At 42.6% G+C, this 17,130-nt stretch carries 17 protein-coding genes; all 17 read right to left on the bottom strand.

The features are described from left to right. Positions 1-28 precede the first annotated feature (28 nt). Positions 29-358, bottom strand: coding sequence for a flagellar hook-basal body complex protein FliE (fliE, locus tag E4K67_RS03105; RefSeq protein ID WP_135544916.1), 330 nt, complete (start codon positions 356-358; stop codon positions 29-31). 7 nt (positions 359-365) lie between these two features. Beyond that, positions 366-854, bottom strand: coding sequence for a flagellar basal body rod protein FlgC (flgC, locus tag E4K67_RS03100; protein WP_135544915.1), 489 nt, complete (start codon positions 852-854; stop codon positions 366-368). Positions 855-858: 4 nt separating this feature from the next. Then, positions 859-2,010, bottom strand: coding sequence for a protein-glutamate methylesterase/protein-glutamine glutaminase (locus tag E4K67_RS03095; RefSeq protein ID WP_135544914.1), 1,152 nt, complete (start codon positions 2,008-2,010; stop codon positions 859-861). A gap of 3 nt (positions 2,011-2,013) precedes the next feature. Next, positions 2,014-2,439, bottom strand: coding sequence for a chemotaxis protein CheW (locus tag E4K67_RS03090; RefSeq protein ID WP_135544913.1), 426 nt, complete (start codon positions 2,437-2,439; stop codon positions 2,014-2,016). 132 nt (positions 2,440-2,571) lie between these two features. Continuing rightward, positions 2,572-4,728 carry a chemotaxis protein CheA gene (locus E4K67_RS03085; RefSeq protein WP_135544912.1) on the bottom strand — a complete coding sequence of 719 codons (2,157 nt, stop codon included), beginning with the start codon at positions 4,726-4,728 and terminating at the stop codon, positions 2,572-2,574. A gap of 385 nt (positions 4,729-5,113) precedes the next feature. Beyond that, positions 5,114-5,482 (bottom strand): flagellar protein FlaG, encoded by a 369-nt coding sequence (locus E4K67_RS03080; RefSeq protein WP_135544911.1) that lies wholly within the window; start codon positions 5,480-5,482, stop codon positions 5,114-5,116. Between the two features lie 26 nt (positions 5,483-5,508). Continuing rightward, on the bottom strand, positions 5,509-5,844 hold the full coding sequence (locus E4K67_RS03075; protein ID WP_135545172.1) for a hypothetical protein: 336 nt from the start codon (positions 5,842-5,844) through the stop codon (positions 5,509-5,511). Further along, the gene (gene fliS / locus E4K67_RS03070) at positions 5,844-6,236 is read right to left on the bottom strand and encodes a flagellar export chaperone FliS (protein ID WP_135545171.1); all 393 of its coding nucleotides are present in this window, start codon (positions 6,234-6,236) and stop codon (positions 5,844-5,846) included. Before fliS ends, E4K67_RS03075 begins: the two co-directional genes overlap by 1 nt. A gap of 38 nt (positions 6,237-6,274) precedes the next feature. Further along, entirely contained in the window at positions 6,275-7,939 is a 1,665-nt protein-coding gene (gene fliD / locus E4K67_RS03065) for a flagellar filament capping protein FliD (RefSeq protein ID WP_135544910.1), read from the bottom strand. 29 nt (positions 7,940-7,968) lie between these two features. Next, positions 7,969-8,373, bottom strand: coding sequence for a flagellar protein FlaG (locus E4K67_RS03060; protein WP_243454314.1), 405 nt, complete (start codon positions 8,371-8,373; stop codon positions 7,969-7,971). Between the two features lie 178 nt (positions 8,374-8,551). Then, a complete protein-coding gene (locus tag E4K67_RS31295) occupies positions 8,552-9,337 on the bottom strand; it encodes a flagellin N-terminal helical domain-containing protein (protein WP_135544908.1) in 786 nt (261 codons plus the stop codon). Positions 9,338-9,719: 382 nt separating this feature from the next. Next, entirely contained in the window at positions 9,720-12,044 is a 2,325-nt protein-coding gene (locus E4K67_RS03050) for a methyltransferase domain-containing protein (protein ID WP_135544907.1), read from the bottom strand. 44 nt (positions 12,045-12,088) lie between these two features. Beyond that, on the bottom strand, positions 12,089-14,173 hold the full coding sequence (locus E4K67_RS03045) for a glycosyltransferase (protein WP_135544906.1): 2,085 nt from the start codon (positions 14,171-14,173) through the stop codon (positions 12,089-12,091). 133 nt (positions 14,174-14,306) lie between these two features. Continuing rightward, positions 14,307-15,500, bottom strand: a complete 1,194-nt coding sequence (locus E4K67_RS03040; protein ID WP_135544905.1) for a flagellin N-terminal helical domain-containing protein — start codon at positions 15,498-15,500, stop codon at positions 14,307-14,309. 323 nt (positions 15,501-15,823) lie between these two features. Beyond that, on the bottom strand, positions 15,824-16,060 hold the full coding sequence (gene csrA / locus E4K67_RS03035) for a carbon storage regulator CsrA (protein ID WP_135544904.1): 237 nt from the start codon (positions 16,058-16,060) through the stop codon (positions 15,824-15,826). A gap of 1 nt (position 16,061) precedes the next feature. Beyond that, positions 16,062-16,520, bottom strand: a complete 459-nt coding sequence (gene fliW, locus E4K67_RS03030; RefSeq protein ID WP_135544903.1) for a flagellar assembly protein FliW — start codon at positions 16,518-16,520, stop codon at positions 16,062-16,064. Between the two features lie 49 nt (positions 16,521-16,569). Further along, complete coding sequence (locus E4K67_RS03025; RefSeq protein WP_135544902.1) at positions 16,570-17,112, bottom strand: DUF6470 family protein; 543 nt, start codon at positions 17,110-17,112, stop codon at positions 16,570-16,572. Between the last annotated feature and the right edge of the window lie 18 nt (positions 17,113-17,130).

Here is a 17,130-nt window from a genome sequence, read left to right as displayed (position 1 = left end):
ACTCGAAACGTACTACAAATGACAGCACTTATATTTGCATCCGCATGATCTGATTATAGGCATCTAACACTTTATCTCGCGTTGCCACAGTGAGGGATAACGATAAGCTAGCCTTTTCTAGCGCGACCATCACCGACGAAAGATCATCGACCTGACCCGTTGCTAACTGCAGACTGGCTGTATCCGCATTCTTTTGCAGAGCATTGACTTGGCCTAATGCATCCGTTAAGAACTTAGAAAAATCCGGACCCGCTTTTTGGGCGCTGCCATCAAGGCTTATATTCAGCGAATTCTCAGCACTTATCGGAGTGAGGGGGCTTAACAGTGGTATGATTGGTGCAATAGGAGAAATACTCATTTATTACTTACCCCTTTCCAATCTCTAGCGCTCTAGTTGCCATTTGCTTACTGACATTGAGGGCAGTCACATTCGCTTCATACGCTCTAGATGCGGAAATCATATCGACCATTTCCGTCACAATATTCACATTCGGTTGACGAACGTACCCAACGGGTAAGCCAGGTTCGGCCACTTTCGCTGCATCCGGGGAAGAGGGGTTATACTCTAAGCGAAAAGGTTCCTGTACGTCGCGATCAATCCTAGCCACCTGCACTCCATTGCCCAGATTTCTACTCCCTATAGTTCCTCCTAATACACTTGCAAATGGGGTTTCCGGGGAACGCGGGACAAACGTAGCGACTTGCCTACTATAAGGTATGGAGTTTCCCGCCGCAGTTAGTTCTCCCGTCCGCGTTGTATTAATATTAGCAATGTTGTTAGCAATGAGATCTGTTCTTAGACGCTGGGCGGTTAAACCCGAAGCACTAATCTCAATCGCTCCAAAAAGACTCATGGATTCATCTCCTCCTCATAACGCATTCTACAATCGTTGTCCCAATCTCCCCCAGTGGTACAACTCGGTCAGCCAGACCTGCATCCACTATCGACCTAGGCATTCCATAGACCACACAGGTCTCCTCAGACTCGGCAATCGCAAACCCTTCTAACGCTTTGATTTCCTTCATGCCCTTCGTACCGTCACTTCCCATCCCAGTCATGATCACTCCGAGGGTTCCTTTACCCACCGCCTTCGCTAAGGAAAGCAACATAACATCCACTGATGGATGATAAAGCGTGGGTATAGGTGCCTCATCTCCAATATGCAGCGTCAGTTGCCCAGACTTACGTAGCACCTGCATCTGCTTACCAGCAGGCGCTACGTACACGGTTCCAGCTTTCAATACTTCACCATGTATCCCTTCCCGTACATTCAACGGGCACAGTCCGTTTAAGCGCTGAGCGAGCGGTCCAGTAAAGCCAGGGGGCATATGTTGAGCAACAAGCACAGGAACCGGAAAATTCCCAGGTAGCGTAGGGAGAACAGCTTGTAAAGCAGATGGTCCTCCTGTCGATGTACCAATGGCTACAATTTCTACCGCATGCTTAGGAGTCCGACCAGTCTTCCCCTGGCTTACAAGAGGCTGAACAAGGTGTGTAGTATCACCGCCTACTCCGATAGGTGATCCTGCCCGTGGTGGAACCGCTTGAACTGCAGCACTCAACGGTAAATCCTTCCGCCCAAGGCGAGCAAGATTTACCCCAGCCGCGGCTTTGACTTTTTCCACTAAATCGCGAGAAAATGCTTGCAGATCCGCTCCAGGGCTTCCGGACGGTTTAGCCACGACATCACACGCCCCAAGATCAAGGGCCTTTAACGTTGCTTGAGTCCCTTCCTTCGTGACTGCACTCAAGATGATCACTGGCGTTGGGCGCCACCGCATAATTTCTTCTAACGCCTGAAGCCCGTTCATAACCGGCATCTCAACATCCATCGTCACGACCTGAGGCCGAAGAGCTTGCAGCTTTACAATTCCTTCCCGCCCATCCCGAGCGGTGTCCAAAACCTTAATACCAGAGTCTTGATTGAGGATCTTTTGAAGGGTCAAACGCATAAAGGGCGAATCATCGACTATTAGAACCCCGATTGGCTGTTTAGGCGTTAAACTCATATCTTACTCTCCGCCCATTATTTGATCGAGTTCCAAGAGGATAAGTAATCGTTCCCCGATTTTCCCCACTCCGCGTATAAACTGGGAGTCCATTCCTAAAGAAATGGGTGGCGGTGGCTCAATAGCTTCACTGTCTAAGCGCAGAACTTCTGTTACCGCATCAACTCGGATTCCGAAAACTTTCGTTTGAACTTGCAGGACGATGATTCTGCTGAGGTCAGTTTCTTCCACGCGGGTCATGCCAAAACGTGTGCGCAAACTAACCACCGGGATCACATTCCCTCGTAGATTAATGACACCCTCCACATAGTTCGGTGCCTTTGGCACACGTGTTATTGGTGGAATACGGATAATCTCCTGGACCCGCATGATATCGACCCCGAATTCCTCAGCGCCTAAGCTAAAGGTTACTAATTGTTCTTCCGCCATTGGTTTTCTCCCCCTCTAATCGTTGTTCGTGGTTCGAACTGGAATAAATATGTCAAATTTCAGAATACATTAAAGTTAAATTTTATCTTATTAGTCGAAATTCTTATTCGAACCACGAATATCGAATATCGCCTAGCGTGTGACTAAGACGTCCTGGATTAGGGATCCGATGTCGAGAATCAAGGTGACTTTACCATCCCCAAGAATGGTTGCTCCCGCAATTCCAGGTAAATTGTTGAGAAATTCACCCAAAGATTTTATGACCACTTCTTGCTGTCCACGTAATTCATCCACTATGAGGCCTAGTGCTTTATCTCCTAAGCCTACAACCACAACAAAAACCTCACTGCTAGCAGTTTCTGGAGTGGGAAGACCGAATTTTTCTTGTAAGGAAATCAGTGGCAACGTGTTTCCACGCAATTGAACCATGGGCAACCCACCGACAGTCTTTATATCGACCCGATCGACGAGAAGGGTCTCTAATACCGATGATAGCGGTACCGCGTAAATCTCTTCCCCTACTTCTACAAGAAGGGCTTGAATAATAGCCAACGTCAACGGCAAGCGAATGGTAAAGGTGGTTCCCTGCCCTTTACGGGTCGTGATATCCACTATTCCGCCAAGATTATTCAAGGCTTTCTTCACCACATCCATCCCTACACCCCGACCAGAAATATCTGTCACCTTGTCTGCAGTGCTAAAGCCAGGCAAGAAGATAAGATTCGCAATATCGCGTTCAGAGAGTTCCTCCTTCTCTCCGACCAAGCCTTTAGAGACCGCAATGTTTCGAATTTTATCGAGATCCAACCCTGCCCCATTATCAGAAATCACAATTGCAATATGATTTCCTTCATGATAGGCATCCAGTGTAATCGTACCAAGATCCGTTTTACCTGAGGCCCGGCGCGCTTCTGGAGATTCGATCCCATGATCCACAGAGTTCCGAATCAGGTGCATCAAAGGGTCCCCGATAACTTCAACGACCGTCTTATCCAGTTCTGTATCTTCACCTTTTAGAACTAGGTCTATCTCTTTGCCCGTTTTCTTGGCAAGATCACGGACTAAGCGAGGAAAACGACTAAAGACTGTCCCGATAGCCACCATGCGCAAGCGCATAACACTCTCTTGCAGGTCATTCATCAAACGTCCCAAATAAACGTTGGCCTCGTTCAAATTATTCACCATATTATCAGAACTGTATTGAGCCTTCAGATCCAAACCGATTTGAACCAAACGGGTCCGGGTGATAACCATTTCTCCCACTAAATTAATGAGGTTATCCATCCTGACAGTATCTACGCGAATAGTATGTACTTGTGTATTGCCTTCCCCACTTGCGACTTCGGTGGTCGTTGTCGTAGTGGCTGTACTTGGCTTCTTAGTTTCAGTCACAGCGTTGATGTTACCATTTGTCGGAATCCCAGGTTGTTCTATTAAAGGAGCAACGACACCCTCTGTTCCGCCCTTAGTAATTCCCTCAGAAGCCCATCCTTCAGCCAAGTATGGGTGTAGAGTCACCTCTACCAACTCTGAAATCTCTAATACTTCCCTCCGGATCTCTTCTCCGGGTTCATCACTAAGTAATAGTAGAGAAAAACTCTCTGCATCTCCTGCTTCTAACTCTTCAAGGCTAGGAAGGACCTTAACTACCGAACCCATTCCCTCAAGCCGCTGGGTGGTCATAACAGCACGAACAGCCTTCATGAGAGTACCAGACTCAAGTTTCACATCTACTTGATAGATACCGTGTCCCATCATATGAGCATCGTTCACTTTTTCACATTCGGTCTCAGTCAGTGAAAAGTTCAACTGGACAAATGGCGCTATCTCTGGCTCTTCGCTCTGGACAGATTGAGAATTATCCAGAACAACGGGTTTATCTCCATTGATCAACCCTTTCAAAGAGATAACTAAGTCTTCGTATCCTAGAGAGATTTCCTGACGTTGCTCCACTTGAGATAGCATCGCTTTGACTCGGTCCGTCACTGCTAATAGAATGTCAATCATTTCAAGAGAGACATCAATTTTCCCCTGACGCAAACGATCCAACAAGTCTTCCGCAGCATGGGTCATCGCCACAATCGGCGTGAAGCCCATTGTTCCAGAAGCCCCCTTTAAACTGTGAGCCGAGCGGAATAGATCGTTGATCAGTCCGATATTTCCTCCCTCTTTCTCCAGTTGCAAAAGTCCTGCTCCAAGCCTTTCAATCTGTTCTGAGGAATCCAATAAGTAAAATTCTAGAAATTCTCCTAAATCGATTCCCATATTATTGTCGTCATCTTGTTTCATGCTTTGCCACCCCTATCTTATTGCATACTCCCTCTAAAGGACCTATTTATAATACACCATTTAACGACAATATTTGTATAAATTTTAAAACTATTTGCGTAATGATCGAGGTAATACCAAGCTTAATTTCCCTAACATTCGTCATTTCTCTCTGAAATCACCTTCATAAAACTGATAATTCGTCTCCATAAATATTATTTTATTATTTTATTGTCTAATGATAGCATCTATTTATCAAAAATTATACAGTTTATTCATTAAATCCTATAGGACCTTTGGGCATAAATAAAACAGGATGCTTGTCTGCATCCTGTTTTTTCTCATGACTATTTATATAGTGTGATTGTCCCGTTTTCCTTCCCACGCAACTCACCTTTGTAATGAGTTAGACTCTCTTGTCGAAAAACAATCCAGCCATTTGACTAAAGGAGCTTAAAATATCCATAACCCGTTGAGGAGGAATCTCATCCATTACGTCGCCACTTTGTTGATCTACAATCTTAACAATTACTCCATCCGATTCATCATGAACCGTAAATTCTAAGCGTTTATCAATAATTCCCATCAGTCGATTGAGCTTTTCCGCCGCCTTTTCCACTTGTTCACGCGGAATTTCTTCACGCGCAGAGGGAACTTCACCCTTCCGGTCAACCACCTTAAGTGGATTATCTTGGGACCGTTCCAGCTTTTGCCCTGGAAATGCATCGACAGGAATCATAGTCGACTGAGTGTTCGGTTGAATAGGATTGATCATCACATATTCCTCCTACTTGAAACAAATTAACGTTTCCATTTCATTTGACTGACGGCTGTAGTGCTCGCCACATTGTAGGCTTCTGAAACCTGATGGTGACGCTTGGTGCTGCTCATTCGAAGCTGCATCCCCTGAGTGATCGCTTGGCTATCTCGCTGAATTTCGTTAATCAAGCTTTGGCCAAGAGGGGAGTCCTTGAAACCATCATCGACCGTTTGGTCGATGATGGCCTGTAGCTTCTCGCGCTGATTCAGCAAGTCATAGAAGATGTCCATATCCTGCTTAGTCAAAAACTTCATTATTTCTTTCGTCAAAAATCGATAATCCTGCCACAAAGCTTGAACTGTCTTAACGCCCGCCATCACTTGCCGACTGCTCGTGCCACATGAGTTTGTTGCATGGCACCTACCCAAGCATCACGTAATTCCTGTAACACATCTTTTGCTTGCTTTAGCAGTGCCACATCGTTCTTAATATTACCTTGGATAAGGCAGTGCTCCGCATATTCATAAAGTTGCGCCCAGGTTATTGATAGTTCATAACTCATATCCAACGTCAGTACAAATTCACGCACGATGTTCTGAACACGTATATTCGCATTGTGAGACTTTTGTAAATCCCCCTGTTCCATTGCTAGCATACTTTCCGTCAGAAATCGCAACGCTCCGTTATAGAGCAACAAAGTTAATTGTTCAGGTGAAGATGTCATAACTTGCTGATTTTTATAGGCATTCGCCATTTTCTGATTCACCAAAATAACCCCTCCTATATGATCTGCTGTGTTCTCCATTGCTACGAAGTAGTCCCATACGACTCTAGCCAACTACTCTGCGAACTTAATTGCTGTAAGGCAACTTCCATAGCATTATACTTTGTATAGTAGGCGGCTTCCATCGCATCGAATCTGTCCTCCGCGCTAAGAATCTGCTTACTGGTTAAGAGAATTCTTTTGGCGTAATCGCTCTCTGTATCGTATTGGGCATTAGCCGTTGTACCAGCGATTTGGTCTAATTCCTTTTTGGAACTCTCAATGGTATCATACAGGCGCCCTACGATCCCCTGGGTTTTGGTATCAACAGTTCCATCTGACTTCGTTGTCCCTGCAGCGCCGAACAGTTCCTTCAGCACATCAGAATTGTTAGCCAGAGCCGCCTTTAACTTATCGGTATCAAGTTCTAACTTTCCACCCTCGGAATAGTTGCCAGTGGTAATACCAATCGAGGAAGCAGTATTATAGGTTATATTTTTGCCAGTAACAGTATCATAGGTTGCGGAAATTCCCGTCACAGGGTTAGAGAAGGCATTCCTCATACTGTTAATCAGGCTTGTCAAGGTATTATCATTGTGGAGCATCCCACTCTTAGCCTTGGTCTCCCAAGCAGTAATATCGGAATCCGACATTGCTTCCTTCTGAGCATCCGTAAGGGGCGTATAATCCTTATAACGGGTTTCATCCACCAGGCCATTAAGCTTTGCCAAAATTTTGTTATAGGCGTCGACCAAGGTTTGGACATTGGCTACTGCCGCGTCGACATCATAGGACACGCTCAGGTTGGTTGTATTCGACGATCCCCAAACGGGATTGTTACTAACATCCATGCTGGCACCCGTCGAAACGCCGGTCAGATTATACTTCACGCCGGAAATAGTGAACGTATTGCTGGCCTGAGTCAATTCCACCCCATCGAGTTGAAACACAGCATCTTTGCCTGTTGCACTAGTATATGTCGCGGTGTTAGTCGTATTTGTACCGTCAGTACTAGTAGTAGTGCTAGGGGTACTAGTGAAAAGCTTTAACCCGTCAACAAAAGCTTTGCCATCATCAGTACCTGTGGTATTAGTGCTGGACGTGGTAATCTCAATCCCCGCAGAAGATCCCATATTAGACGTCGATAGGAAAAAGCGATCCAGCGTACTATCGTAACTGGCCTTCACATTGGCGCCAGCTTTATTAATGGCACTTACTACATCATTAATACTATCGGTTGGATTAACAGTTAAAGTCTTACTCGTTGTACCGTCTCCAATGGTAAGAGAAAATGAATTTGTGATTCCCATATGAGTAGCAAGAGAGGTCTTAACTGCTCCCGTGGTAGAACTGATGCTATCACTACTCGTTAGATTTACACCGCTGGCTAGCTGCGCAACCACCAAGGAATGAGTCACATCCGCTGCATCAGCATTGGCTGTGACAGTAGCTACCGACGTGTTACTGGAAGTAACTTTATGTGGGCTTAAAGTTGCGTCGAGCTTATAATTAAAGACCGAATCTCTAAAGCTACTGATATCATCATAAACAGTATTGTAGGCGGTCTTTTGCCATTCCTGTACCGTTTTCTTTTGTAGTAAAGCATCTGCTTTCGCTTGTTGGCCAGCCATTAAATTTTTAACAAGTGTGTCAATATCCATCCCTGAACCAGACAGGCCATAAGTGCCTCCGACCGAACTAACTGACATACCTAAAACCTCCTTTTAAAATTTTACCGTTATATTTTTTTATCCAACAGTATCCCGACATAATCGCGAATCGCTGCTATAGTATCCAGAAATTCACTAGGTGGAAACTCCTTTAGTACTTTATTACTGTCTTGGTCAATCACTTGAACTATCAGTTGGTCAGTTCCCTCGTGGAGCATAAAGTGTATATTGGTATCAATCGCTTTTACAAATTTATTCATTGCTTCCGTCATTTGGGTTACTTCTTGAAGATTTGTCGGTCTTTTATCGATTTTTCCGTCGGTTTGAACAGTTATTGACTTATCAGCAACGTTCCCCATCTTATCGGTTAGCCCACTATCAACAGCTTGCGTAAGGGGATTTGTCTGAGCCACCTGGCGAGAAATATCAAAATCTACGGGATTCTTTACTGCACCAATATCCAAATCGCACACCTCTACTTGATTTTTATATCTAGTATAGATATCGGCAGAAGTTCTGCTAACCTTTAGGGGTAAAATACTAAACTCGGACTATTTTGCCAGGTATTCTATCATTTAGTTTCTATGAGTATCTGTTATTAATAACAGCGCAAGCTCAATAGGAACGGAACGTGCCATTCCGGGAGTTTTTTTAAATTAATTTTTTAATAAAATTACTAAAGGGCATCTCGGTAAATTGAAAAGCATGTACCATTTCATGAGCCAGCAGAGTATCTAGGATACCCTCTGAGCGAAGATTGCCCGATCCATCAAACACCTGAGCCGTATTAACTCTCAGTGTTAGAGTAACTCCACCATCATATGTACCCATGGAAGCCGCCGTTGTAGCAACTCCATCATAGTAATACTCAACGTTCATCTGACGGTTTCCAACAGGATATGCAATCCCCATTTGAGTATTAATTGCCTGCATACCATCATTCAGCCAACCCGGTAGCCTAGACGTCATTTGGTCTAGCGCCGCCTGAGAGATGCCAGGAAACTGTGACATTCCGTTGCTACTTTGGTTAAGAAGCTTTTTAGTATTATATTCAGAATTATTGGCTGTCGTATTAATATTGGTTAGTATTTGGCCCAACTCATCCTGCAATTGGCCTCGATCCTGATCAGTGAGCGTTCCATTGGCAGCCTGTACTGCCAACTCCCGACCTCTTTGCAACATATCATGGATTGAACCAGCAGCCCCTTCCGCCGTTTGAATCAAGGATATCGCATCCTGAACGTTCCTGGTAGCTTGTCCTAAGCCACGAATCTGTCCACGCATTTTTTCCGAGATGGCGAGACCTGCAGCATCATCAGCAGCTTGGTTAATACGTAGTCCTGAGGAAAGCCGTCTTAAAGATTTTCCTATTGCAGCCTCATTTATAGCCAGAGCATGAAATGTGTTGAGAGCAGAGATATTATTGTTTATTCGCACTCGATTCACCTCATTTTCAATGGATTGAAAGCGTCAATCTGTCAAGTTGAGCGTTAATCTCAAGCCTATGTAGATAATTCGAGTGAATAGTCTTTTATATCAAACATAGGTTTACAAGGATATACATACATACTGGACGACTTATAAGCCTCGAGAGACGTTCTATTGTAAAACGTTAATCACCCTTCCAACCAGGTCCGCAACCTGCTTGTATCCGAGAGAGAACCCCCAGAATGGTAGCACTAAGCAGTTCCTGAAGATCGAACTCTTAAAGACCTATTCTAACAATGAATTTTTGTCCAAATTAATTGATCAACAAATAGGCATTGATCTAAACTTACTACAATAAGTTTTTAAGTCAATCCTAACCCCAACTTTAGTGTTAAGTTCCCTCTATACGATTATGGCAAATTGCAATAATATTACTTGCCCGTTTATCTATTCCTTCGCGCACCTCTAACCCGACAACAGAATGATACTCAATGTTTCTGAAAAATACGCTAAGTATATTGTTGATTTCTACAAAGGTATATTCGCGAATGTGGTATGGGTTATTGATGTGCATCCGCATCTCTCTGTTGGGAGTAGAAACAATAAATAAACCGTTAGGCTTTATCACCTTTAAAACTTCTTCGAGATAAAGGCTAACGTCACTATCTAATAGATGCTCAATTGTTTCAAATGAAATATAGGTATCAAATAAGTCCTCAGGGAACGGCAAAGATGTCACGTTCCCCTCCATAAATGATAAGTTATCTCTAACGAATGAATTATTAGCAAATTTAATATTATCCAAGGCAATATCTAAGCCGTAGATTCTCTTACAATAATCACTCAAAAAAGCCGTGCCATAGCCATATCCAGCAGCAGCATCTAAAACTACATCTTTTGGATTCAGATACCTTTTAATAAATCTATAACGATTGGCAATCTGATAATATCCTATCAAGGGCATAAATTGAGTTGCGGGTATAGCTCTTTCCCACAAATATGCTAACTGATTGTGCTGGATATCCTGGGCTAAAGCCCGGTCAAACACAAAACCAGCAATGTTATTGTTATAAACAATGTCTTTATAATTCAACATCTGTTCGGCGAAATATCTAATTTTTTCAAGATACAAGGAAGCGTCTACAATATTTGGAAAACTCCACTCTTTGGTCGAGTGACTGTATATGATCCCTGTTAAGATTAAGTTCTTTTTCTTTGAATTGATAAGAATGTACTCAAATAGTTCTTTCCCGCCCTGCATCCTCTCCCGCTTTCCGATCTGAATCTTCGCCTTCTTCCAATCATATTCCATCAATTCTTGAGGAGAATGAAGGAAAAAGTCCTGGGTCGCAGAGATCACTGTATCCAAATTGTTCATTGTACGACTATTACTTCCGACATGCCCTAGTATTTCTTTAATTGCATCAATCTGCCTAGTTAGAGAATAGTTTTCTTCTATATACTGTCGATACATTTCCGATTGATAAGAATCGGCCGTAATCATCTCAATTGCTTCTTGAGCAGTGTTAAATAAATATTGCTCATGCCAAATTTCCTTTGCGTACGGGAAATTATGAATAATGGGTTTTATTCCTCGCGCCATAGCCTCGGCGATGCCATATCCAAAGCTTTCATGGATACTAGTTGAAATCACATATTCTTTATCCTTCAACCATTCACCAACATCGTCTTGCCAACCGTCAAAGAGAATGTTTTTTTGCAGCTCAAGTTCTTGCACCTGATAATTCCAATATATTCGGGTAAGATCATCTTGGAAAACGCCAGCAACATGGAGCTTATAAAGTGGATTAAGGTTTACTAACATCTTCATAATTTGTAATAAGAGGATAGGGTTTTTCCGCAAATGGAGATATCCGATATAAGCTATATTAAAACCAGATTTACGCTCACAGAACGGGAATTCTTCCAAGTTAACTCCGTTATTAACGGTTACGACCGTAACACGCTCACATATATCTGGTATCGACATTTTCAGCAATTGTACTAAGTGACTTGTGACGACAATCAATTTGTTTACATTATGCCAGCTCACTTGGCTTGGATATATCGTAAAAACTTCATAGCGATGAAGTCGGCAGATAATATATTTTGTTGCTGCCAGCGGGGACTTGCTCCCATGTACAATGAGCTCATCGCACCACTCAAACCAACATATATCCGCCCATTCCATCCCCTCGTCTACTTGTTTTGTGTTAGTTACAATTATTTTCTTGATAACATATTCGGATGATAGCGACTTTATAATGTCACCTAGAAAACTGTCTAGACCTTGTTTTACAAATACTGCCAACTTCTTTTGATTTCCCGCTTTAAAGTGGGTTGCATTGTTTCCTAATCTAATCAAGGCTTCCGCCAATAACGTTTCATGCTCTGGCTTTGATAAGCTCTGTGCTTCCCGGTACCATTTCAACGCTTCCTGGTTTCGCCCTGATTGTTCGGTTATAAACCCCAGATTATATAAGAGGTCGAAATTGAACGGATATTTACCTACGACAGAATCCAGCAACGCAATGGCTTCATCAACTTTACTCTCTGATAATAAAATTGATGCCCTCAAACTATAAATATCCGCATCTTCAGGATTAATTCCTTCATATTCACAGAGAATTGCTTCTGCAGCTTCCGTTTTTCCTTGTTCAATCAATTTCTGAATATTTTCTTTTATAGCACTGTACTGCTGACAATTATTACTCATTCGAGTTACTCCTCTGCACAATTCTAGAGAAAATCAGTGTTAACCTAATGCAACATCGCTTGAGACTTAAGCGTCAATGAATCAGCATCTGCTCCACAGATTTGTTCGTATTCCTCTAATATATTTTTTGCTGAAGCATATTCGCCGGTGTCAAGCAATGTCTGAATATGTTGGATCAATTCTCCTCTCAAATCAGTCATTTCTTTCGCCGCGTTATTTGCTGGTTCTTCAATCTCTTGAAGCAGCAGTTTGATTCCTTTATTCATTTCAGGGAAGATAGTGACAGCTTTCTTTAGATACTGGACGTAGCCGCTTTCACCATGCTTGTATGACCTAGCATTTAGCATATATAGCAAAAATGCTTCTTCTACAGATTTCACATCATGAATCAGTTCCTGATCTAATACAAGTGGAGTATAAATTTTTTGCATATAGGTGGTTCCACTCGTCAAATACTTTTGGAAAGTCGAAAGATAGCTTTCATCAGAACATTCCTCCGAAAAGAGCACGTATTTCAGTAACATTTTTTTACTGCGCAACTTCTTAAAATCACTTTCTAAATCCTCTCCGCAATAAAGAAGAATTGCATCATTAACTGTTGCGCCATATTCATCAGATAAGTATTTTAAATATCTTACGGCATTTAGTTCTGTTAGATTCCCCAACACCTCTTCAGGTCTTCCTAGTCTAATCAAATTATATATCAGGTCTCCGTAATAGTCTGGTAAAGAGTTAAAATCATTTGCGTTGCTAAATTTAGAAATCGCATCAGCTAATTCAGTATCTCCAGTGTTGTTCATTATGCGTATTTTATTTAATATCCCATATTTGTCCCCAAAACTTGCAAACACTTGGAAGAAATTCTTCTCCACTATTTTGTCTAATTTCTTTCGGTCTTGTTCGATTCGCTGCAAAGCTTGTTCAACAAGTGTCAACCCTCTAGCTTGTAAATCCCCTAATAGTATATCCCTTAATCGAATGAAATTTTGTGTTGTGAAACATGCATCTACAAGTATGGGAATTGCTCGCACAATCAAATTTACATCCGAATCATTATCCTTAATTAGCTCTTCAACATTATTTAAGGCCTGCTCAAATCGGTCTGTTTTAAACAGCATTACCGATACGTTGTATAATGCCTCATCCATGTGAGGCAAGGTATAGTGATTAATTACGGGATTTAACTTGATCGCCAAATTATCAAAATTCTCGACGAGTTTCATATATTGGCTGTAATTTTCTATTGCCTGCTCATATTTTTCATGAGTTCCTTGTGCCTGCGCCATATAAAAATACAAATCAATGTATTCTTCTTCGATCGCTATGCCTTCTAGGCAAGTTTCTTCAACCTTTTGATATTGGCTCATCTTCATATAGGATCTTGCAAGCTGACAATATACATAAAGATGTTTCTTCTTGTCACTAGCTTTTTTCATCAGTCGATAAGCCTTTTCAATTTCCTCAAGAGCATGATTATTCTCTTTATGCATCATATATGTAACGGATAGTTGAAACCTATAGTAGATATTATCCGGATTTTTCGCTAGTTCACGTTTGAGAATGGTACTTGTTCTAACAAATTTTTGTTCCATCAGCTCCTGATCCGTAGAGTCATACCCATAATGATTTATGCTTGCTTGAATCTCGAGAATTTGACCGTTGATGATCGGCATATTGTGAACAGAACCCTCATAATGAAAGGCACCATCATTTCTAAATACTCTAGATGAGTTTAATACGACCACATTTTTGTTCACTTTATTTCCGGTTAAATTTTTTACAAGCAGAGCTCCTCCCGCGATGGATTTAGGATATGACTTCTTAAAAAACTGTATAAGTTTTTCCGCTGCCACCAACTCCTCATCAGCATCGATAATGAATAACCATTCTCCAGATGCATAGCTAATGCTGATATTGCGCATTTCCGAGAAGTTATTATTCCACGGGTGATGGTAGACTTTATCTGTATATCGTTTGGCAATGCTTACCGTATTGTCTTCAGAACCAGTATCCACGATGATCAGTTCGCATGGAAGTTTCATCCTTAACTCACGTAAGCTCTCCAAGCAACGTTCCAAGTTTTTATCCTCATTTTTGACCATCATGCAGATACTTAATATTTTACTCACGATATATACGCTCCCCTTAAATCGTTTTTGCGCACTAGCTTCATGAAATGTTTTATTATGCCTTTTGTAAAAAAGAGACCGACATGAAGTCGGTCTCTTTTTTACAATACGGGTAGTTCGAAGGATCCTTCTGTTACTGAAGTAACTGAAGAACACCTTGAGGTTGTTGGTTGGCTTGAGCCAGCATCGCTGTAGCAGCTTGAGAGAGGATGTTGTTCTTTTGGAAGTTCATCATTTCTTTGGCCATGTCTACGTCGCGGATACGGGATTCGGCAGCAGTTAAGTTTTCTGAAGAAGCACCTAGGTTATTGATAGTGTGTTCTAACCGATTCTGCATAGCACCCAACGCACTTCTCTGAGAAGAAACCTTCTCGAGGGCGTTGTTAACTGTCTCAATTGCAGTTTGAGCGCCGAATTTAGTAGAAATATCAACATCTTTTACGCCGATAGCCTCAGCTCTCATGTCTTTGACGGAGATAAATGCAGTTTGGCCTGCGTTTGCACCGACTTGAGTCATAATGGCGCCGCCAAGGGTAGAGCTTGCATCTTCTTGCTCACCAAATACTAAGGTGATGCTCTCTCCGACTTTCATATCTTTGAAGTTCGACGCAGAAAGTGTAATAGCAGTTGCTGCTCCTACAACAGCAGTTGTAAGGCTAATATTGATGCTGCTTGCAACAGAGATATCTGTGTTGCCAGTTTTGCCGTCAGGACCAATAATTTCATAATCGTTTATATTAAATGTAGTCGCAGTTGCCTCAGCTATTTTAACGATCATGTATGCGCCATTCTTTACTGCTCCTGTTGCTGCAGCACTAACAGCGGCGGCCATTGAAGCGGAATTAATGGTCATTGAAGAGTTATTATTCACTCTCACGGAACCTGCTACTTCTTCTGTCACGCCTACTGCAGAACCATCAAGAAGTTTCTTGCTATTGAACTCGGTTGTATTACCAATACGATCCAATTCAGCGATAAGCTGCGTGGTTTCGTTTTGAAGTTCTTTACGATCGGAGTCAGTGTTGGTATCATTCGAAGATTGAACTGCAATCTCACGCATCCGTTGGAGAATAGAGTGCGACTCAGTCAATGCACCTTCTGCAGTTTGAATTAAGGAAATGCTATCTTGAGCGTTACGACCAGCTTGATCCAAACCACGGATTTGACCACGCATTTTTTCAGAAATTGCAAGACCAGCGGCATCGTCACCAGCGCGGTTGATGCGTAGACCTGAAGACAGTTTTTCCAAAGATTTAGAAGACGCAGCATTATTGGCACTTAACCTGTTATAAGTGTTGAGGGAAGCCATGTTGTGATTAATAATCATTATTTTTTCCTCCTTGATTTTGATGCCAGGCATCCTTGCCCGTGCATTTAATTTTTGCTGGTAACAGGACACTCTACCCTCCGGCCGGTTGAGCTGAAGAATATTCTGCTACACTTGCATACTTATATATCGCAGGTTTTCTATATTCCCCTTAGGACAATTAACGTATGATTATGACGTCTATTGCCCTGTTTTGTCGCTTATACTCCGGATTACTGCGATTTACACCTTATTTTCGAAAAACAAATAAATATTAGTCAAAGTAAAGCAACAGTGTGCCAAGTCGGACAGAAATTAAGAAGAAGTAAGGTGCACTACGTAGCTTACTTCTTCTTAATTTGTAATACCTTAAGCATATCCCACTCCGATATATCACTGGGAACCGCAGCTTGTTTGTTTTCTGCTGCTATGGCATCGAAGATCTCACCACGATAAATCTTGATCTCTTTCGGTGCCTCTATAGAGATACGGATGTTATCTCCTTTGATACTCACTACCGTTACTATAATGTCGTCCCCGATGACGATTCGCTCGCCGACTTTGCGGGTAAGCGCCAACATATTACGTTCCCCCTTTGCCAGCTTCTTTCGGCAAGCCGTCAGGAAATAGTGGTTGCCGGATAGAATACTCCGGTTTATCTAGGATGACCTGCCTACCAGTGTGTTTGAGCCCATTCATCACTAAGGGTGCCATCATGTTTACCGTCATTTCTGCCAGTTTTCCTTTTACTGTAGCGATCAAAAACACCTGGGGCGGGTTTTCTTGGGAAAGGTCCAATTCCTGTGCAACTTCATCTTCCAAAACAAATTCATAGTCCTCAAAAAACGCAAAAGGATTCGCCAACAAGAAGGTTAAATTTGCTTCTGTTGTGGACTGGAGATAAGAAAAAGGACTTTCCTCAGCAAACGGTATAAAGACGAAAGTCTTCATGTCAGGGAAACCAGGGATTCCTTGGGGGAAGTTGTATAGTTGCTCATCCTCCACTTCCAGTTCGCCGAATCTGGTTGACTTTATTTTCATAGTATTGCCTCCTATTGGGGGAGTTATTATACCGCCTAGGCGAAGTCCTTCAAACCTTGACATCCACGGTCGATATCTCAATACTCGGGTATTGAGTGACCTGAATATCGACGCTCCCACGCCGGTAATCTTGTCGGACGGTGCCACGGTGTAGGTTTAAATCTACATTCCCGTCTATGGGATTGAATTGAACCGGATTAGCTTGATAACTAATGTCAGGCAAAGGGATATGTGCATAAATAACTTCGACATCTGCGGAAACGGTGGAGTTGGCAGCAATATTAGCAAGCACATGCGAGCTAGTCCCAGCCATTTGGTCCCCTTCTTGGGCAATTCGGCCGATAGTCTCCATCACAGTTTGCCGCCCCTCAGCAGCCACATCCCGGGCAAAATCAGCGATATTCTTGAATCCGATTGCGTAACGGCAGGCAGTCTGGTCGATCGTCAGTTCCCCACGTGGTTGACTGATCTCAACGATCGCCGGCGTCCTCTCTAACTGGATCTTTGGTTGAGTGCTGTGCAGATTCATCTGGGCATTATTGATAGAATAATCCAGACGAATAGGCTGAGTGGAGATGTTGATTTGGCGCATAGAAATAACTCCCTTCCG

It is taken from the genome of Desulfosporosinus fructosivorans (assembly GCF_004766045.1).
Lineage (GTDB): Bacteria > Bacillota > Desulfitobacteriia > Desulfitobacteriales > Desulfitobacteriaceae > Desulfosporosinus > Desulfosporosinus fructosivorans.
This window is presented reverse-complemented; position numbering and strand designations above follow the sequence as displayed.